This window comes from Bacillus sp. C-3-6, assembly GCF_054509685.1.
The window spans coordinates 1,471,548-1,490,394 of the sequence record NZ_CM137247.1; the positions used below are offsets into that span (position 1 = coordinate 1,471,548).

At 36.6% G+C, this 18,847-nt stretch carries 21 protein-coding genes; 20 read left to right on the top strand and 1 reads right to left on the bottom strand.

Translation table 11 applies throughout. From position 1 onward, the window contains the following. The first annotated feature begins 320 nt into the window (after positions 1-320). Both rpsA and ACW0JX_RS07635 read left to right on the top strand, forming a co-directional pair. Complete coding sequence (gene rpsA / locus ACW0JX_RS07630; RefSeq protein WP_000229558.1) at positions 321-1,469, top strand: 30S ribosomal protein S1; 1,149 nt, start codon at positions 321-323, stop codon at positions 1,467-1,469. 12 nt (positions 1,470-1,481) lie between these two features. Beyond that, positions 1,482-2,531: a type 2 isopentenyl-diphosphate Delta-isomerase gene (locus ACW0JX_RS07635; protein ID WP_095691159.1), complete on the top strand. Its 1,050-nt coding sequence runs from the start codon at positions 1,482-1,484 to the stop codon at positions 2,529-2,531. A 285-nt stretch (positions 2,532-2,816) separates the two neighbouring features. Here ACW0JX_RS07635 and ACW0JX_RS07640 read toward each other — a convergent pair whose 3' ends face one another. Further along, a complete protein-coding gene (locus tag ACW0JX_RS07640) occupies positions 2,817-2,951 on the bottom strand; it encodes a YpzI family protein (protein WP_000513900.1) in 135 nt (44 codons plus the stop codon). A gap of 117 nt (positions 2,952-3,068) precedes the next feature. Here ACW0JX_RS07640 and ACW0JX_RS07645 point away from each other — a divergent pair, with 117 nt between their 5' ends. The 18 genes from ACW0JX_RS07645 (at position 3,069) to hisC (ending at position 18,829) form a co-directional block, all read left to right on the top strand. Further along, the gene (locus ACW0JX_RS07645; protein ID WP_459245536.1) at positions 3,069-3,680 is read left to right on the top strand and encodes a YphA family membrane protein; all 612 of its coding nucleotides are present in this window, start codon (positions 3,069-3,071) and stop codon (positions 3,678-3,680) included. Further along, positions 3,673-4,566, top strand: coding sequence for a YIEGIA family protein (locus ACW0JX_RS07650; RefSeq protein ID WP_000141599.1), 894 nt, complete (start codon positions 3,673-3,675; stop codon positions 4,564-4,566). Before ACW0JX_RS07645 ends, ACW0JX_RS07650 begins: the two co-directional genes overlap by 8 nt. Continuing rightward, complete coding sequence (locus ACW0JX_RS07655) at positions 4,563-4,748, top strand: capping complex subunit for YIEGIA (RefSeq protein WP_000979048.1); 186 nt, start codon at positions 4,563-4,565, stop codon at positions 4,746-4,748. Before ACW0JX_RS07650 ends, ACW0JX_RS07655 begins: the two co-directional genes overlap by 4 nt. Positions 4,749-4,872: 124 nt before the next feature. Beyond that, positions 4,873-6,183: a ribosome biogenesis GTPase Der gene (gene der / locus ACW0JX_RS07660; protein ID WP_001125890.1), complete on the top strand. Its 1,311-nt coding sequence runs from the start codon at positions 4,873-4,875 to the stop codon at positions 6,181-6,183. Between the two features lie 18 nt (positions 6,184-6,201). Beyond that, positions 6,202-7,224, top strand: a complete 1,023-nt coding sequence (locus ACW0JX_RS07665) for an NAD(P)H-dependent glycerol-3-phosphate dehydrogenase (RefSeq protein ID WP_000161783.1) — start codon at positions 6,202-6,204, stop codon at positions 7,222-7,224. Positions 7,225-7,339: 115 nt separating this feature from the next. Next, positions 7,340-7,591 (top strand): stage VI sporulation protein F, encoded by a 252-nt coding sequence (locus tag ACW0JX_RS07670; protein WP_000369753.1) that lies wholly within the window; start codon positions 7,340-7,342, stop codon positions 7,589-7,591. Positions 7,592-7,858: 267 nt separating this feature from the next. Continuing rightward, positions 7,859-8,062, top strand: a complete 204-nt coding sequence (locus ACW0JX_RS07675; RefSeq protein WP_001289005.1) for a DUF2768 domain-containing protein — start codon at positions 7,859-7,861, stop codon at positions 8,060-8,062. 63 nt (positions 8,063-8,125) lie between these two features. Next, the gene (locus ACW0JX_RS07680) at positions 8,126-8,839 is read left to right on the top strand and encodes a hypothetical protein (RefSeq protein ID WP_141241096.1); all 714 of its coding nucleotides are present in this window, start codon (positions 8,126-8,128) and stop codon (positions 8,837-8,839) included. Between the two features lie 242 nt (positions 8,840-9,081). After that, on the top strand, positions 9,082-10,560 hold the full coding sequence (spoIVA, locus tag ACW0JX_RS07685; protein WP_000416519.1) for a stage IV sporulation protein A: 1,479 nt from the start codon (positions 9,082-9,084) through the stop codon (positions 10,558-10,560). A gap of 297 nt (positions 10,561-10,857) precedes the next feature. Then, positions 10,858-11,130, top strand: coding sequence for an HU family DNA-binding protein (locus tag ACW0JX_RS07690; protein ID WP_001043860.1), 273 nt, complete (start codon positions 10,858-10,860; stop codon positions 11,128-11,130). 120 nt (positions 11,131-11,250) lie between these two features. Then, positions 11,251-11,820: a GTP cyclohydrolase I FolE gene (gene folE / locus ACW0JX_RS07695; RefSeq protein WP_001151481.1), complete on the top strand. Its 570-nt coding sequence runs from the start codon at positions 11,251-11,253 to the stop codon at positions 11,818-11,820. A 183-nt stretch (positions 11,821-12,003) separates the two neighbouring features. Beyond that, positions 12,004-12,738 carry a heptaprenyl diphosphate synthase component 1 gene (locus ACW0JX_RS07700; RefSeq protein WP_053564889.1) on the top strand — a complete coding sequence of 245 codons (735 nt, stop codon included), beginning with the start codon at positions 12,004-12,006 and terminating at the stop codon, positions 12,736-12,738. Positions 12,739-12,776: 38 nt separating this feature from the next. Further along, on the top strand, positions 12,777-13,490 hold the full coding sequence (gene menG / locus ACW0JX_RS07705) for a 2-heptaprenyl-1,4-naphthoquinone methyltransferase (RefSeq protein ID WP_459245537.1): 714 nt from the start codon (positions 12,777-12,779) through the stop codon (positions 13,488-13,490). 38 nt (positions 13,491-13,528) lie between these two features. Beyond that, entirely contained in the window at positions 13,529-14,491 is a 963-nt protein-coding gene (hepT, locus tag ACW0JX_RS07710) for a heptaprenyl diphosphate synthase component II (protein WP_000776079.1), read from the top strand. Between the two features lie 124 nt (positions 14,492-14,615). Further along, entirely contained in the window at positions 14,616-15,062 is a 447-nt protein-coding gene (ndk, locus tag ACW0JX_RS07715) for a nucleoside-diphosphate kinase (RefSeq protein WP_000415883.1), read from the top strand. Between the two features lie 264 nt (positions 15,063-15,326). Further along, complete coding sequence (gene aroC / locus ACW0JX_RS07720; RefSeq protein WP_089170703.1) at positions 15,327-16,499, top strand: chorismate synthase; 1,173 nt, start codon at positions 15,327-15,329, stop codon at positions 16,497-16,499. Further along, a complete protein-coding gene (gene aroB, locus ACW0JX_RS07725) occupies positions 16,499-17,584 on the top strand; it encodes a 3-dehydroquinate synthase (protein WP_459245538.1) in 1,086 nt (361 codons plus the stop codon). The genes aroC and aroB overlap by 1 nt, the downstream gene beginning before the upstream one ends. A 132-nt stretch (positions 17,585-17,716) precedes the next feature. Further along, the gene (gene hisC / locus ACW0JX_RS07730) at positions 17,717-18,829 is read left to right on the top strand and encodes a histidinol-phosphate transaminase (protein ID WP_459245539.1); all 1,113 of its coding nucleotides are present in this window, start codon (positions 17,717-17,719) and stop codon (positions 18,827-18,829) included. The last annotated feature ends 18 nt before the right edge of the window (positions 18,830-18,847 follow it).

Consider the following 18,847-nt stretch of genomic DNA (forward strand, 5'->3'; position numbering starts at 1 on the left):
CTCTTTCTTTTTTTGTTGAAATAGAAATGTAAAGGATACGTGAATTGTGAGTCTCTTTCCTTGACAAATGAGCTGATTTGTAAGAAGTTAGTTAAAGAGGAATAAAACTGTCAGAATATATTCGCTATTATATTTCAAAACATACTTTTTTCAAGCTGGTTTTGCTGTATACTATTTATATAGGTTTAATATATTTTCTTGTGAATGGTATTGAAAAAGAGTATGTGATGAGAAATTCTTAAACATGCAAATGAAAACTTTGTTTTCATTTCGTATATACATAAAAAAATGCTTTGTCAATTCTGTAGGGAGGTATTTCCATGGTAGAGAAAATGAATGAAGAAGTTATGGATTCAAAAGAATTACAAGTTGGTGACGTTGTTACAGGTTCTGTAACGAAAGTTGAAGAGAAACAAGTGCTTGTAAATGTTGGATACAAAACAGATGGCGTAATTCCAATTAGTGAATTAGCTAACGTTCATATTGAAAAAGCAAGCGATGTTGTAGAATTAGATCAAACACTAGAGTTGAAAATTATTAAATTAGAAGAAGATGATCTTGTCTTATCTAAACGTGCTGTTGATGCAGAAAAAGCATGGGTAGAATTACAAGAGAAATTTACTTCTGGTCATGTATTTGATGTTACTGTAAAAGATATTGTGAATGGCGGATTAGTTGTGGACCTTGGTGTTCGCGGTTTTATTCCAGCTTCACTTGTAGAAGTACATTATGTAGAAGACTTTACTGACTATAAAGGTAAAACATTAGCGGTGAAAATTGTTGAATTAGACCGTGAAAAAAATCGTGTAATCCTTTCGCATAAAGCGGTAGTAGAATTAGAACTAGATTCTAAGAAAAAAGAAGCAATTTCTTCATTAAAAGAAGGTGACGTTGTTGAAGGAACAGTGCAACGATTAACTGACTTTGGTGCTTTCGTTAACGTTGGTGGCGTGGACGGTTTAGTTCACATTTCACAAATTTCACACGAACGTGTAGAGCAACCTTCTGAAGTATTAGAGCAAGGTCAAAAGGTTAAGGTAAAGGTGTTATCTGTTGATGCTGATACACAACGTATTTCTTTATCAATTAAAGCGGCTCAACCAGGACCTTGGGAAAACGTTGCTGGCGAAATAAAAGCTGGAGATATTCGTGAGGGAGTAGTAAAACGCCTTGTTACATTTGGTGCATTCGTTGAGATTTTACCTGGCGTTGAAGGACTTGTACACGTATCTCAAATTGCAAATCGTCACGTGAAAAACCCGAATGAAGTATTGGAAATGGGACAAGAAGTAAAAGTGAAAGTACTTGAAGTTCACGTAGCAGAGAAACGTATTTCTTTAAGTATAAAAGAAGCGCTTGAGGAAAATAATGTAATTGAAGATTATAGTCAGTATGAGCCAAATGCTGATTCTGCTACTTTCCAATTAAGTGATATTATTGGTGAACAACTGAAAAAATTAAAGAAATAATGAGGGGTACAAGTGGTAAGGGCAAAACGTAAATTAGATCATATTGAATACGCTCTTTCTACTGGTCAGTCTCGTACGCATGGCTTTCATGATATTGATTTTGTGCATCAAAGCTTGCCAAATTCAAATTATGACACAATAACATGTGAAACAAAAATCGGCGAACTTTCACTAAGTTCGCCGATTTTTATCAATGCGATGACTGGTGGTGGAGGAGAGAAAACGTTACATATTAATGAGCAATTAGCATATGTAGCGAAACAGCATAACCTTGCTATGGCTGTAGGGTCGCAAATGGCGGCGTTAAAAGATGAAAATGAGGCTGCTTCTTATAAGGTGATTAGAAAGGTAAACCCGAATGGTATTTTCTTTGCTAATTTAGGTAGTGAGGCAACTATCGAGCAGGCAGAGCGTGCCGTTGATATGATTGAAGCGAATGCATTGCAAATTCATTTAAATGTCATACAAGAGTTAACGATGCCAGAAGGAGACCGTGACTTTACTGGTGTACTTCAGCGCATAGAGAAAATTGTTTTAAATAGTAAAGTTCCTGTCATTGTAAAAGAAGTTGGATTTGGGATGAGCAAGGAAACAATGCAACAGTTAGCGAACGTAGGTGTAACGGCAATTGATATTGGTGGGCAAGGTGGTACGAATTTTGCTGCTGTTGAAAATGAAAGAAGACAGCGAATGCTTTCTTATTTTAATAACTGGGGCATACAAACAGCAACCTCGATTATTGAAGCAACCTCTACAAATAATAACCTCTCTTTTATTGCATCAGGGGGTATACAGACAGCGCTTGACGTAGCGAAAGCAATCGCATTAGGGGCGAATACAACTGCGTTTGCTGGTTACTTTTTACGTATTTTAATGCAAGATGGTATCGAGAAATTAGTGGATGAAATTGAGCTTCTACATACAGATTTGAAATTTATTATGACAGCTCTTGGTGCAAAGACGATAGAAGAGTTGCAATCTGTACCTCTTGTTGTAAAAGGTGAAACATATCATTGGTTAATGCAGCGTGGTATTGATACTGCGCATTATAGTAGGAGATAAAAAATCAACCGTTCGGTTGATTTTTTTGTTTTGTTTTCTTTCTCGTAATATAAAATGGAATTGGTATTTTATAAAAATTGTAATTGAAAAAAGGTTAAAAAATGAAGATGATTAGTTACTAGATTTTTGGAGAGGGCTTGATTTTCTAAAGGAAATAGGTGGAGGTAAAAAGAAGTGATAGGAGGATATAGTACACAAAATATTATTTCGATATAAATAAAAATCATTAAAATGATTATGTAAAAGACGGTTTCGTACAATATCGAAACCGTCTTTTTGTATTCATTAGTGCTGGTTTTGTTTTCGAGCCTGCTCTGGTGTATCAAGTCCAGTTGCACCTGGATATTGTAGTGATTGATCACGATCAGATTCAACGCGGCGTGATTCTCGTAGTTTTCGTTCTTGGCGATCTTTACCCATAATGAATAACACCTCCTTGTTAAAAGTGTTGCTGTTATAAGAAAAAACTATGCGTAAATAAAGTGGATTAACTTTCATAAAAAATTCCCATAATGGAAAACATAGGAGGTGAAGTAGATGGATGGAAGTACTTTTTATTTTATAGCTTGGATAGGGTGGGTTGTCGTAACCTTTTTTATGAAAAAGGACCATATTCGGTGGAAGTTAGGCGCTTGTATATTGATTTTTATAATTTGCTCTCCGTTACATGTAACGATCGCCTCATTCATGGTATCAGTAAATGCTCTTTTACTTTGTATTATTTCTTTTATAGGGATCGCGCTGTATTCTGTTTGGAAAAAATTATATAGCTTACTTTCGGCACTTATTATTGCGATGTTATATACAAGTTTTCATCTGTTAGAGATATATGATCCGATTTGGATTGTGGTGGATAGAGTGTTTCTGCTAAGTAGTACTCTTGTGTATGCATCGGTGTTATTGCATGGGGATCGCATATTACGATTATGTTCCCTATATGTAGGGATGTTACAAGGAGAGTTGCTAGTGACATTTATTTTTCGGAAATTGAATTTTCCATATGATTACGGTAGTTTAGCATTTTTTGATATCGTCGCCGTTTCTACATTATTCATGGCAGTATTGTTTTGGATTGCAAAAGCATCAGTATACATGGAACAGTTTAAGAGAAAAACACGTAAAAGAAAGGTGAGGGTAATACATGACTGAATATACACCAGCCATTTTATGCGGCGTAATAGCAGGGACAGTTACAAGGGTGTTAATGCTTCGGACGGATACACGGCAATATCCGACGAGGCTACATGGAAAGATTATTCATATTGCAATGGGGTTAATTGCAGCAGCTTTAGGAGCGATTGCAATCCCATCTATTTTGAAAAAAGATTTTTCTGCCATTACATTTCTTACGTTAGCAGCGACACAATTTCGTGATGTACGTAATATGGAAAGAAATACACTTCAACAATTAGATGGATATGAGCTCGTACCGCGTGGAAATACGTACATTGAAGGGATTGCATTGGTTTTTGAAAGTCGCAACTATTTGGCGATGTTAACGTCGTTTGCAACGACGTTTGCGTATATAGGGTTCCGTTCATGGATTGCTGGAGTAATTATGGCTATAATCGCATTTTTTATTGCGAAAAAATTAATGTCTGGTAGAAGACTCCATGACCTTGTAGATATTGAGCATGTTCCGCTGCGTTTTGAAGGAGCAGGGCTTTATATCGATAATATTTATATTATGAATATTGGATTGCCGGTGAGGCAAGAAGAGATTATGAAATATGGCATGGGGTTTATATTAAAACCGAAATCAATTGATGCGATGGTGACAATCTCAAATTTAGGGCAACGGCAAGCTATTTTACACGATGTTTCGGTGGCGTTAGGGATTTATAGAGATTCTGGTACACCAGCGCTTGTACCGTTAGCAAAGCGTGATTTAGAGGATGGCAGGGTTGGGATTTTTGTCTTACCGCAAGATCAAGATGCAGAGAAAGCGATAAGTGTCATAGGAAATGTACCAACGTTAGAAAGTGCTGTCCATATGTCATCGGAAGCCCCGAAAGGAAGGGGAGATAAGAGATGATGTTAGAAAGCGTTATCCTGGCAGTTATTACAACAGCGCCAGAAAAATTTGCAGGTGGTGCTCCTTTATTTGTTTGTGAGTCGATGGAGGAACTAGAATTTGTTGCAAATAATTTAGAGGCAATTTTAGATGGTATTGCGCATCGCTTACAAGAGAATGTATATATTATTGTGAAACATTAGGAACGTGTGTTATAATGTGAGGTGTTTTGATACGTTGAGAAATATTCTGGAATGCAAATCCCTTCTTGCACAAAGAAGGGTTTTTTACATAATAAACAGAAGCAAGTTGAAAGGATGAAAGTATATGCCGAAACCAGTAATAGCAATAGTAGGCCGCCCGAACGTAGGAAAATCTACTATTTTCAATAGAATAGTTGGAGAAAGAGTTTCAATCGTAGAAGATATCCCAGGTATAACTCGAGACCGTATTTATAGTGCGGGAGAATGGTTAAATCATGAGTTTAACATTATTGATACAGGTGGAATTGATATTGGAGACGAGCCGTTCTTGACACAAATTCGTCAACAGGCGGAAGTTGCGATTGATGAAGCAGATGTTATCATTTTTATGACGAATGGTCGCGATGGTGTAACTGCAGCGGATGAAGAAGTTGCTAAAATTTTGTATCGTTCTAAAAAACCAATTGTACTTGCGGTAAATAAAGTTGATAATCCAGAAATGCGTAGTGATATTTATGATTTTTATTCATTAGGATTTGGCGAGCCATTCCCGATTTCAGGTACACACGGTTTAGGACTTGGTGATTTGTTAGATGAAGCTGCAAATCATTTTCCAAAGATTGAAGAAGAAGCGTATGACGATGAAACAATCCGTTTCTCTTTAATTGGACGTCCAAACGTAGGGAAATCATCGCTTGTAAATGCACTTCTTGGTCAAGAACGTGTAATTGTAAGTAATATCGCAGGAACGACGCGTGATGCTGTCGATACACCATATAGTAAAGATGATCAAGATTATGTAATCATCGATACAGCTGGTATGCGTAAAAAAGGAAAAGTATATGAAAGTACAGAAAAGTATAGTGTACTTCGTGCACTTAGAGCGATTGAACGTTCTGACGTTGTTTTAGTTGTTTTAGACGGAGAAGAAGGAATTATTGAGCAAGATAAAAAAATCGCTGGATATGCTCATGATTCAGGACGAGCTGTTATTATCGTTGTAAACAAATGGGATGCAGTGAAAAAAGATGAAAAAACAATGAAAGCATTTGAAGAAAACATTCGTGCTCATTTCCAATTCTTGGATTATGCGCCGATTGTATTCTTATCTGCAAAAACGAAAAAACGTACACAAACGTTATTACCGGTTATCAATGAGGTAAATGAAAGCCATAGTATCCGTGTACAAACAAACGTATTAAACGATGTAATTATGGATGCGGTAGCGATGAATCCAACACCGACTCATAATGGTAGCCGTCTGAAAATCTTCTATGCGACACAGGTTGCGGTAAAACCACCGACATTTGTTGTGTTTGTAAACGATACAGAATTAATGCACTTTTCATATGAGCGCTTCTTAAAGAATCGTTTACGTGAAGCGTTCGGTTTTGTAGGAACGCCGATTCACATTATTGCTCGAGCAAGAGACTAATGGAGAGGATGTGATTTTATGACAAAAATCACAGTAGTAGGAGCAGGTAGCTGGGGAACAGCGTTAGCGATGGTATTAGCTGACAATGGACATGATGTACGTATTTGGGGAAATCGCTCAGAACTTATGGATGAAATGAATACGAAACATGAGAATAGTCGATATCTCCCAGGCATTACATTGCCAAGCACAATCGTAGCCTACTCTTCTTTAGAAGAAGCATTAGTAGATGTAAATACAGTACTGCTAGTAGTACCGACGAAAGCGTACAGAGATGTATTACAAGAGATGAAAGAAATTGTTACAGAACCGATTACTTGGATTCATGCGAGTAAAGGGATTGAACCTGGTACGTCAAAACGTATTTCGGAAGTAATCGAGGAAGAAATTCCAGAGAACTTAATTAAAGATGTTGTTGTATTGTCTGGACCGAGTCATGCTGAAGAAGTTGGTTTACGACAAGCGACAACAGTTACGTCTGCAGCAAAGCGTATGGAAGCGGCTGAGGAAGTACAAGATTTATTCATGAATAGTTATTTCCGTGTATACACAAATCCAGATATCGTTGGAGTTGAACTTGGTGGTGCGTTAAAAAATATTATCGCATTAGCTGCTGGTATAACTGATGGTCTTGGATTAGGTGATAATGCAAAAGCGGCATTGATGACACGTGGTTTAACAGAGATTGCTCGTTTAGGAAGAAAAATGGGCGGGAATCCGTTAACGTTTGCTGGTCTAACTGGTATGGGAGACTTAATTGTAACTTGTACAAGTGTTCATAGCCGAAATTGGCGCGCTGGAAATATGCTTGGAAAAGGACATTCTTTAGAAGAAGTGTTAGAAAGCATGGGTATGGTTGTGGAAGGTGTAAGAACAACGAAAGCTGCTCATGAATTGGCAGAGAAAATGGAAGTTGAAATGCCGATTACAGCTGCTTTATATGACGTACTGTTCAATGGGAATAACGTAAAAGATGCGGTAGGCTCATTAATGGGACGTGTTCGAAAACATGAAGTGGAAGCTATACCTGACTTACTGTAAAGAAAAGCGACAGAAGTACATTTGTACTTCTGTCGCTTTTTTATTTTATGGGTCTTTTCACCATTTATTTATTTTTGCATAGGATGAAGAGTAACTTGAGGAGAGGGTGAAAAGAATGGATAATAACATTTTTAATAATATTGAGAAGGAAGCGAAAGTAAATAAAGAGGATATTTTTAAATTAGCATCATCCGTGCAAAATGCGAATTTACGTGATGAAACTGTACTTCGTCAATTGATTCATCAAGTGGCTCTTATGGCGGGACGTGAAGTGCCGAAAGAGCAAGAGGATCAAATTGTAAAAGCGATTATTAATAATAATATGCCAGCGGATTTTGGCTCGTTAAGCAAAATGTTTAAAAAATAAATTATGAGAAACAAAGAGTTTGTAGATTGCATATGATAGCCATGAAAGAATGGGAATAGAGCTGTTTTTGGGCATATTTGGTCAACCGAAGCGAGAGATATAATCGCTTCGGTTTTATTTTTATCTAGATTGGTGGAAGATGCTGAAAAACCTATTGATTAAAGTTACATATTTGCGATTTGTAGTAAAATGTTCTTTTTGTATTTGTTTAAAGATTTTAATTTGTTAAAATAGTATAAAAATAGATTAATAAAAAGGGGTGTGTATATGTCAGAAGGGCTTATGAAAATGTGGTTGGCTTTAGGGGCAATTGGATTTATGTTTTTTGCAGTAAGTTTTATTTTATTAAGTAGACATAAAATAAAGAATAAATTTTTGAAAGGGATTACAGCGTTAGTAGCGTACACCCTTATGGTTGTGTCAGGAATTGTTATTTTTCTTGTTGTATTTAGTGGACCTGTACAGCAGTAAATGGAATGGTCTCGAAAATACTACATACAGAGCAAGTTATATTAGTATGAAAAGGTGATGCTAGTGAAAAAAGTCCATATTATTTTAATATTTTGTTGTATGAGCCTTTTAACGGGGTGTCTGTATCCGAAAGAAAATATGAAGCAAAATGCGGTTCCTTATGAAGATCAGCTACAGGTTGTTCAAAAAGCTGTTGTGACATTTAAGGAGCAAAATGATGGGATATTGCCAATTAAGACGAGGGATATGAGTACACCTATTTATCAAAAGTATCCAATCGATTTTCAACAGATTACTCCGCGTTACATACAAGAAGCGCCAGGGAATGCATATGAAAGTGGAGGAGTATATCAATACGTATTAATAGACGTTGAAACAAATCCAACAGTAAAGTTAATTGATGTTAGGATGGCTGAACAAATTCAGGAATTATCTTTAAAACTTAGGATGTATCGTGATGAACATCAATATCCACCTTTTAAAAAAGTAATTTCAGATGGTGTATATGAATTGGATTTCAAAAAACTAGGATATAAAGATGTGCCACAAGTGACAAGTCCATATTCTGGTAAAGGGCTTCCTTTTGTAATTAATGAAAAAGGAGAAGTTTTTGTTGATTATAGAATCGACTTATATGACGCTTTGAAAAAAAATGAAGGGCAGTTTACGGAGGGAGAAGATATTCGAAATATACTTTCGAAAGGTTCCCCGTTTGTACCAGCTTATTCTTTACCGTACACAGTAAAGAACGGAGAACCAATTTTTTTAAAATCATAAGTCATGAACCTTTCTTTTAGTGAATAAGTTCTAGAAGAAAGGTTTTTTATGTTATACAACTTACGATGCAAACAAAAGATATTTTTTAATAGTCATATGAAATTGGACAAAATTATATGATATATTGTCCGAACTTCTAGAATACCATTATATTATATCAGATATTATAGGCAACGTTAGAGAAGGTATTAGTTGACTATAAACGCGGAATTATTCCCAAAAATTTTGAGGGAGGGAATCACTTGGAAAAGGTAGATATTTTTAAAGATATTGCAGAACGAACAGGCGGTGATATTTATTTTGGAGTTGTAGGAGCTGTTCGAACAGGGAAATCAACATTCATTAAAAAATTTATGGAACTTGTAGTTATTCCAAATATTGAGAATGAGTCTGACCGTCAAAGAGCGCAGGATGAATTGCCTCAAAGTGCTGCTGGTCGTACAATTATGACGACGGAACCGAAGTTTGTTCCAAACCAAGCGGTTTCTATCGAAGTAGATGAAGGACTTGAAGTGAACATTCGATTAGTAGATTGTGTTGGATATACGGTTCCAGGAGCGAAGGGCTATGAAGATGAGAATGGCCCGCGCATGATTAATACCCCTTGGTATGAAGAACCTATTCCATTCCATGAAGCTGCAGAAATCGGCACGCGTAAAGTAATTCAAGAACATTCAACAATTGGTGTTGTAATTACAACAGATGGAACAATTGGTGAAATTCCAAGAAGAGATTATATAGAGGCAGAAGAACGCGTTGTAAATGAGTTGAAAGAAGTAGGAAAACCTTTCATTATGATAATTAATACGGTACAGCCGTATCATCCAGATACAGAGCAATTACGCCAAAGTTTATCAGAAGAATATGATATCCCGGTTATTGCAATGAGTGTGGAGAGTTTAAGAGAAACAGATGTATATAATGTACTTCGTGAAGCGCTATTTGAATTCCCTGTATTAGAAGTGAATGTGAACCTTCCGAGCTGGGTAATGGTGCTAAATGAAGGGCATTGGTTGCGTCAAAGTTATCAAGAAGCAGTTCAAGAAACTGTGAAGGATATAAAACGTCTTCGTGATGTGGATCGCGTTGTTTGGCAGTTTAGTCAATATGAATTTATTGATCGAGCGAGCCTAGCTGGCATTGATATGGGGCAAGGTGTGGCGGAGATTGATTTATATGCGCCAGATGAATTATATGATCAGATTTTAAAAGAAGTAGTAGGAGTAGAAATTCGAGGGAAAGATCATTTATTGAAGCTTATGCTCGATTTATCTCATGCGAAAATAGAATACGACCAAGTGGCAGATGCATTGCGTATGGTTAAGCAAACAGGATATGGTGTAGCAGCCCCTGCGCTAGCGGATATGAGCTTAGATGAGCCAGAAATTATTCGTCACGGTTCAAGGTTTGGTGTGAAGTTAAAAGCGGTAGCGCCATCTATTCATATGATTAAAGTAGATGTAGAGTCAACGTTTGAGCCGATCATTGGTACTGAAAAGCAAAGTGAAGAATTAGTTCGTTATTTAATGCAAGATTTTGAAGATGACCCGTTATCAATTTGGAATTCTGATATATTTGGACGTTCGCTTAGCTCGATTGTTCGAGAAGGAATTCAGGCGAAATTATCTTTAATGCCAGAAAATGCTAGATATAAATTAAAAGAAACGCTAGAAAGAATTATTAATGAAGGATCTGGCGGATTAATTGCGATTATACTATAAGAAAAATCCCTCTCACTGTAGAGGGATTTTTTGTTTTTTCGATTATAAAATAGAAAAATAAACAGTCATTATCTAATACATTGTTGTAAATTGTCAAGTTTCATCAGATTTTCACATTTTCAGAGTAACAATTTCCTTAAAAATATTGAATTATAAAGGAGAATCGTATAATATAGGCGTTGATAATGATTTATCTACATCTTTGTAGTATAGAATTTGTAAAAATTGCCTACAAATGAAAGTAAGACTCATTTTATGATCATTATACAGTCTTATCTTTGGGAGGAGGTGAATGGCATGAACAAGACAGATTTAATCAATGCTGTTGCAGAAGCAAGTTCCCTTTCTAAAAAGGACGCAACAAAAGCAGTAGACGCTGTTTTTGATTCTATCTTAGAAGCTTTAAAACAAGGTGATAAAGTACAACTGATCGGATTCGGTAACTTCGAAGTTCGTGAGCGTGCGGCTCGTAAAGGTCGTAACCCACAAACAGGTGAGGAGATTGAAATCGCTGCAAGTAAAGTACCTGCATTCAAACCTGGTAAAGCGTTAAAAGATGCGGTTAAATAATCCTTACATATTAACAGGGAAGAAGAGTTTCCTTTTTGGGAACTCTTCTTTTTGCTTTTAAAAACATAAATATGCTAGAATGTGTTCGTATCACTTTTAGGTTTTCGGGAGGGCTAGCGGATGGCAAAAGTTAATTTAGAACAAATTGAACATGCAGTACGCCTTATTTTAGAGGCGATTGGGGATGATCCAAATCGTGAGGGAGTACTTGATACGCCAAAGCGTGTTGCAAAAATGTACGCAGAAGTGTTCTCAGGTATGCATGAAGATCCGAAAGAGCATTTGCATAAAGTATTCGGAGAAGATCACGAAGAGCTTGTACTAGTAAAAGATATACCATTTTATTCGATGTGTGAGCATCATTTAGTTCCATTCTATGGAGTTGCTCACGTTGCATATATTCCGCAAGGTGGAAAGGTGACAGGGTTAAGTAAATTAGCTCGTACTGTAGATACAATTGCACGTCGTCCACAACTGCAAGAACGTATTACATCAACAGTAGCGAACTCTATTATGGAAGTACTAGAGCCTCATGGTGTAATGGTAGTAGTAGAAGCAGAACATATGTGTATGACGATGCGTGGTGTGAAAAAACCAGGTGCGAAAACAGTAACGACAGCAGTGCGTGGTGTGCTTGAAAATGATGCTGCAGCGCGCAGTGAAATTTTATCGTTTATTAAAGCGAAGTAAAGAAAAGCGGGAAACTGCTTTTCTTTTTTTTTTTAGTAAATAAATGATATAGTTTTAGCTAGACAGAGTGAGATTAGAAAGATTGCTTACATGAATGGTAGGTGTAGCCAAGTTTTGGTTATAGAAAATAGAGTGTATGTGTTATAATAAGTTTTATGAATTAGAAAACAAGGGTGATTTTTTGTGTGTGACATCTACGGAGGGTATGCGGGTATAAAAGAGAAATTGATGGAGAAATTACGCCATCCTTATTTTATAAACTATATTGAAGAACCATTTATTGATGAAGAAAAGATAGCATTGTTATATGGTGCTTTAAAGAGTGCAAACTTACATATAGAACAAATTGAGCATTACGTAGTAACAATTATGCTTGTACAAATTGCGCTTGATACGCATGAAAGGGTATCAAATAAAGCAGGCGAGGAAGAGATTGAATTCCATAAATGTCGTCAATTAACAGTACTTGCAGGCGATTACTATAGTGGACTATATTATTATTTATTGTCTATGAATCGTGATATTGTTTTAATTCGTGCACTTGCTGAAGGAATTAAAGAGATAAATGAACACAAAATTATGTTATACCAAAAAGCGCATGAAACGACGGATGACATAATGAAAAGCGTAGTAACGATTGAGTCTGCGCTCCTTCAAAAAACATGTGATCATTTTCATTTATCACATTGGAAGCCATTTATCACATACGTATTAGGTGGAAATCGCCTTCAAAAAGAAATTCAATTGTATGCTGATAAACAACATTCACCTGTTTTTCAAGCGGTGCAAGATGCTTTAGGGGATAAAGCAGAAGTAGTGATTAATGGTTGGATGATGGAATTGAGAAAGAAAGAAAAACAATTTTTAGAAAATCACACAGACGTAAATGAAATAAATTCTGTGTTAAGGGATAAATAGAAGACATAAGCAATTTTACATTGGAAGAAGGTACGAGCATGCAACAATCAAAAGAAGAAAGAGTACATGACGTATTTGAAAAGATTTCTGATAAATACGATGTGATGAATTCTGTAATTAGTTTTCAAAGACATAAAGCGTGGCGTAAAGAAACGATGCGAATTATGGATGTACAACCTGGCAGTAAAGCGCTTGATGTATGCTGCGGAACCGCAGATTGGACAATTGCGCTAGCTGGAGCGGTAGGTGAGCAAGGAAAGGTTGTTGGCTTAGACTTCAGTGAAAATATGTTATCTGTCGGTAAGAAAAAGGTAGAGGCGTTACAATTAAAACAAGTAGAACTTCTACATGGGAATGCAATGGAGCTTCCATTTGAAGATAATACGTTTGATTATGTAACAATTGGGTTTGGTTTACGTAACGTACCGGATTATATGCACGTATTAAAAGAAATGACGCGTGTAGTAAAACCAGGTGGAAAAGTAATCTGTTTAGAAACATCTCAACCAACAATGATTGGTTTTCGACAAGGGTATATTTTATACTTTAAATATATCATGCCGTTATTTGGAAAGATGTTTGCGAAAAGTTATAAAGAATATTCATGGCTTCAAGAATCTGCTAGTGCATTCCCAGGGATGAAAGAATTGGCCCAAATGTTTGAGCAAGCTGGACTTGAACGTGTGCAAGTGAAACCATTTACTTTTGGGGTAGCAGCGATGCATTTAGGTATTAAACCAGAATCAAAATAGAAAAAAGAAAAAAGAAGTTTTAGGTTAAGGTGAACAATATGAAGTTACAACTTATGTACTCTTTTTTACGATCGGATATTAATGTGATAGAAAAAGAATTAAAAAAGACAGTTGCTTCTGAACAGCCATTAGTAGAAGAGGCAGCATTACAACTTATTGAAGCTGGTGGGAAGCGAATTCGTCCTGTATTTGTGTTGCTTGCAGGGAAATTTGGAGATTATAAGTTAGATGCGATTAAGCATGTTGCTGTTGCGTTAGAGCTTATTCATATGGCTTCTCTTGTTCACGATGATGTTATTGATGCTGCATTTTTACGACGCGGCAGTGCGACTGTGAATGCGAAATGGGGAGATCGTATTGCGATGTATACAGGGGACTATTTGTTCGCTAAGTCTCTTGAATGTATAACAAATATCGAAATCCCAGAGGCGCATCAAGCGTTATCACATACTATTTTAGAAGTCTGTAAAGGTGAAATTGAACAAATTAAAGATAAATACAATTATGACCAAAATTTAAGAACGTATTTAAGAAGAATAAAGCGAAAAACAGCATTATTAATTGCCGCGAGTTGTCAATTGGGAGCGATTGCTGCTGGTGCTAATCGTGATACAGTAAATCGTCTATTTTGGTATGGGTATTTTGTAGGAATGTCTTATCAAATTATTGATGACATTTTAGACTTCGTTTCCACAGAAGAGAAACTTGGAAAACCTGCTGGTGGAGATTTATTACAAGGAAACATAACGCTCCCTGCTTTATATGCGATGGAAGATCCAGTACTTCGTCAAAAAATCACATCTGTACATGAAAATACAACAGCAAGTGAAATGCAAGAAATTATTGATGCTGTAAAAAATAGTCCAGCAATTGATCAAGCATTTGCGTTTAGTGAACGTTATTTACATAAAGCTTTAGAAATAATAAAACCACTCCCACGTGGAAAAGCAAAGTATGCATTACAAAATGTTGCAAAGTATATTGGAAAACGAAAATTTTAATGTTTATTCTAAAAAATAAAATAATCTCTCTATTTCAAAACTATTGCACAATTGTGATAAGGGTGATAATATGTGTGTGGGGATATACAATTACATACATAATTCAGAAGTGGAGAGATTTTTTATGGAAAAAACATTTCTAATGGTAAAACCAGACGGTGTACAACGTGCCTTCATTGGGGAAATTGTAGCTCGTTTTGAGAAAAAAGGATTTCAATTAGTTGGTGCAAAATTAATGCAAGTCACTCCGGAAATTGCTGGACAACACTACGCTGAGCATAAGGAAAAACCTTTCTTTGGTGAGTTAGTAGACTTTATTACATCTGGACCTGTATTCGCAATGGTATGGCAAGGTGAAGGTGTAGTAGATACAGCGCGTAACATGATGGGGAAAACAAGACCACATGAAGCAGCTCCTGGAACAATTCGTGGAGATTTCGGTGTAACTGTTGCGAAAAATATTATTCATGGTTCTGATTCTTTAGAAAGCGCAGAGCGCGAGATTGCTATTTTCTTTAAAGAAGAAGAATTAGTTGACTACTCAAAATTAATGAATGAATGGATTTACTAATTATTTTGAAATAATTTGTAAACGCTTTAATCACTGTGATAATAGTAAAAAGTGCAAGGAGAATAGGGGTATTCTTCTTGCACTTTTTTTATTTTCAATTAGTTACGAAGTTTGAGCTGTTATGATATATTGATATTTAAATTAGGCCTATCGGAAATATAGAATAAGAAAATGGTCGATTTATGATATAATTTCTTTAATATTTTTAGAATGATAAAAGTTAATATAGTGAGATAAATACATATACGAAAAGAGGAATAACGTATGCGATATATTACGGCTGGTGAATCTCATGGTCCGCAACTTACAACGATTATAGAAGGTGTTCCAGCAGGATTGTCTTTAGTAGCGGATGATATAAACGAAGAGTTAGCTAGAAGGCAAAAGGGATATGGGCGTGGTAGACGCATGCAAATTGAAACGGATCAAGTGCAAATTTTAAGTGGTGTTAGACATGGAGAAACATTAGGTTCCCCTATTGCACTCGTTGTTGAAAATCGTGATTTTGCCCATTGGACAAAAATTATGGGGGCAGAGCCTTTAACTGAGCAGGAAGAAAAAGAGATAAAAAGGAAAGTGACAAAACCAAGGCCTGGGCATGCTGATTTAAATGGTGCAATTAAATATGGTCATAGAGATATGAGGAATGTACTGGAACGTTCGTCAGCGCGCGAAACGACGGTGCGTGTTGCTACTGGTGCGGTTGCTAAAAAGGTGTTAGCAGAACTTGGTATTAAAGTGGCGGGCCATGTAATTGAAATTGGCGGTGTACAAGCTAAGGAGGTTACGTATAGTTCAATTGAAGAATTAAAGAGTATTACAGAAGCATCTCCTGTACGTTGCTTAGATGACGAAGCTGGTAACCAAATGATGAAAGCGATTGATGATGCGAAAGCAAATGGTGATTCAATTGGTGGAATCGTTGAAGTAATTGTGGAAGGAATGCCAATTGGAGTAGGTAGCTACGTGCATTATGATCGAAAACTGGATGCGAAATTAGCAGCTGCAATTATGAGTATTAATGCTTTTAAAGGTGTCGAGATTGGAATTGGTTTTGAAGCAGCGCATAGACCGGGAAGTGAAGTTCATGATGAAATTCTATGGAATGAGGAGCATGGATATACAAGAAGAACAAATAATGCAGGTGGATTAGAAGGCGGTATGACGACTGGAATGCCAATTGTTGTGCGCGGTGTGATGAAACCGATACCTACACTTTATAAACCTCTTCAAAGTGTAGATATTGATACGAAAGAGCCTTTTACAGCGAGCATTGAACGTTCAGATAGTTGTGCAGTGCCAGCAGCTAGTGTCGTTGCAGAAGCGGTTGTGGCTTGGGAATTAGCAACAGCTTTAATAGAACAATTCGGATTAGATCGTATGGAACTAATTCGTGAAAATATTGAGAAACATAATGAATATGCGAGGGGATTTTAATGGGAAACATACATATTCAAACGAAATCAAAAGAATATGATGTACATGTTGGTAAAGAAGCGTTGTCAAACTTAACAATGATCGTTCAAAATATGCAGCCAGCTGTATCTAACGTAATGATCATTTCAGATGAAGCTGTTGCATCACTACATTTACAGATAGTTATCGATGCATTACAAGTGGAGCAGGACGTGTTTTCGTTTGTTGTACCAAGTGGCGAAAAAGAGAAGTCTTTCGAAAATTTCTATGCGGCTCATACGTCAGCTCTTGAAAATAAATTAGATAGAAATTCTTTAATTCTTGCACTTGGAGGCGGAATGATTGGAGATTTAGCTGGTTTTGTTGCTGCATCTTTTATGCGGGGTATTCGCTTTGTGCAGGTTCCGACGACTTTATTAGCGCACGATAGCGCAGTAGGTGGGAAAGTAGCGATTAATCATCCGTTAGGTAAAAATATGATTGGTGCATTCCATCAGCCAGAAGTGGTTGTATATCATACACCGTTTTTACAGTCTCTTCCTGAAAAAGAGTGGCGTTCAGGTTATGCAGAGGTGATAAAGCATGCTCTTATTGGTGATGTGGAGCTATATCATTGGTTAAAAGAAGAAGTGCAAACATTAGCGGATCTTCGTGATGAGAAGTTAATCCATATATTAACGAAGGCGATTCCTGTAAAGGCAAATGTTGTGTCACAAGATGAAACAGAGAAGGGTGTACGTGCCCATTTGAACTTTGGACATACGTTAGGACATGCTCTTGAAAAAGAGCTAGGGTATGGGAATATTACTCACGGTGACGGCGTAGCGGTTGGAATGTTATTCGCCATATTTTTAAGTGAGCAAGTGTACAAGGTTGATCTTGCTTATGAAGATATGAAGCAGTGGTTCTTGAAATACGGCTATCCAAAAATGCCAAGAGATTTGAATGTAGAGCGCCTCGTTCAATTGATGAAACAAGATAAGAAAGCAAATGCAGGAGCAATTCATATGGTGCTTATGCAGGAATATGGGGTAGTGAATGTCGTATCTATTTCAGATGAGACTGTTCATATTGCGTTAGAGGCATTTCAAAAAGATATGGTTTAAAATGATAGCGAAGTGTTGTGAAGTGCTCATTTAGAGGTATTCTCGTAATAGTGACGGTTATGATAAAAGATTACAGTAAGGGGCTATAACTGTATTGTAATCAAATTGAATGAAATGACTGGGGGAAGAAAAATGAGAGTGAAAGAGCAATTGTTAACTTTGAGAGCGTATGTGCCTGGGAAAAACATTGAAGAAGTAAAAAGGGAATATGGATTATCGAAAATTGTGAAATTAGCATCGAACGAAAATCCATTCGGTTGCTCAGCGCGTGTGACAGAAGCATTAACTTCTTTAGCGAGCCAATATGCCCTTTATCCAGATGGATATGCCTTTGAACTTCGGACAAAAGCAGCGGAACATTTAGGTGTAAAAGCAGAACAACTACTATTTGGTAGTGGATTAGATGAAGTCATTCAAATGATTAGCCGAGCGTTACTACATGAAGGAACAAACGTTGTAATGGCGAATCCTACGTTTTCACAATATCATCACCATGCTGTTATTGAAGGAGCAGAAGTTCGTGAAGTATCACTTAAAGACGGTATTCACGATTTAGATGCAATGCTAGAGCAAGTAGATGATAAAACGAAAATTGTATGGATTTGTAATCCGAATAATCCGACAGGTACATATGTTGAGAAACAAAAATTACTTTCATTTTTAGAATCAGTTCCTAAGTCGGCTCTCGTTATTATGGACGAAGCATATTATGAATACGCGGAAGCAGAAGACTATCCGCAAACATTGCCACTTCTTGAAAAGTATGAAAATCTTATGGTTTTACGCACGTTTTCAAAAGCATATGGTTTAGCTGCTTTTCGTATCGGATATGCGATTGGGGATGCGAAGTTAATCGGACAGCTAGAAGTAGCGAGGTTACCATTCAATACATCAACTGTAGCGCAATCTGTAGCACTCGCTGCATTAGAAGATCAAGCCTTTTTACAAGATTGTGTGAAAAAGAATGCTGAAGGTCTAAATCAGTATTATGCATTTTGTAAAGAATATAACGTAATCTATTATCCATCTCAAACAAATTTCATTTTCTTAAAACTTGGTATACCAGGTAATGAAGCTTTCGAACGATTAATGAAAAAAGGATATATCGTTCGTTCTGGTGCTGCATTTGGTATCGATGATGGTATTCGTATTACTGTCGGTTTGAAAGAAGAAAATGATGAAATTATAGAGTTGCTGAAAGAGCTTGTAAATGAGCAAGTACAGAAAGAAGAAACATATTCTTAAGAGATTGTGAAGGCTCCT

What these genes read in the sequence shown, in the direction of transcription:
- ACW0JX_RS07645 (WP_459245536.1), top strand. Translation starts at nt 3,069, where the DNA reads ATGGATGGAAGTACTTTTTATTTTATAGCTTGGATAGGGTGGGTTGTC.
- der (WP_001125890.1), top strand. Translation starts at nt 4,873, where the DNA reads ATGCCGAAACCAGTAATAGCAATAGTAGGCCGCCCGAACGTAGGAAAA.
- ACW0JX_RS07690 (WP_001043860.1), top strand. Translation starts at nt 10,858, where the DNA reads ATGAACAAGACAGATTTAATCAATGCTGTTGCAGAAGCAAGTTCCCTT.
- aroC (WP_089170703.1), top strand. Translation starts at nt 15,327, where the DNA reads ATGCGATATATTACGGCTGGTGAATCTCATGGTCCGCAACTTACAACG.
- ACW0JX_RS07640 (WP_000513900.1), bottom strand. Translation starts at nt 2,951, where the DNA reads ATGGGTAAAGATCGCCAAGAACGAAAACTACGAGAATCACGCCGCGTT.
- ACW0JX_RS07650 (WP_000141599.1), top strand. Translation starts at nt 3,673, where the DNA reads ATGACTGAATATACACCAGCCATTTTATGCGGCGTAATAGCAGGGACA.
- ACW0JX_RS07665 (WP_000161783.1), top strand. Translation starts at nt 6,202, where the DNA reads ATGACAAAAATCACAGTAGTAGGAGCAGGTAGCTGGGGAACAGCGTTA.
- hisC (WP_459245539.1), top strand. Translation starts at nt 17,717, where the DNA reads ATGAGAGTGAAAGAGCAATTGTTAACTTTGAGAGCGTATGTGCCTGGG.
- rpsA (WP_000229558.1), top strand. Translation starts at nt 321, where the DNA reads ATGGTAGAGAAAATGAATGAAGAAGTTATGGATTCAAAAGAATTACAA.
- aroB (WP_459245538.1), top strand. Translation starts at nt 16,499, where the DNA reads ATGGGAAACATACATATTCAAACGAAATCAAAAGAATATGATGTACAT.
- ndk (WP_000415883.1), top strand. Translation starts at nt 14,616, where the DNA reads ATGGAAAAAACATTTCTAATGGTAAAACCAGACGGTGTACAACGTGCC.
- hepT (WP_000776079.1), top strand. Translation starts at nt 13,529, where the DNA reads ATGAAGTTACAACTTATGTACTCTTTTTTACGATCGGATATTAATGTG.
- ACW0JX_RS07675 (WP_001289005.1), top strand. Translation starts at nt 7,859, where the DNA reads ATGTCAGAAGGGCTTATGAAAATGTGGTTGGCTTTAGGGGCAATTGGA.
- ACW0JX_RS07655 (WP_000979048.1), top strand. Translation starts at nt 4,563, where the DNA reads ATGATGTTAGAAAGCGTTATCCTGGCAGTTATTACAACAGCGCCAGAA.
- ACW0JX_RS07670 (WP_000369753.1), top strand. Translation starts at nt 7,340, where the DNA reads ATGGATAATAACATTTTTAATAATATTGAGAAGGAAGCGAAAGTAAAT.
- folE (WP_001151481.1), top strand. Translation starts at nt 11,251, where the DNA reads ATGGCAAAAGTTAATTTAGAACAAATTGAACATGCAGTACGCCTTATT.
- menG (WP_459245537.1), top strand. Translation starts at nt 12,777, where the DNA reads ATGCAACAATCAAAAGAAGAAAGAGTACATGACGTATTTGAAAAGATT.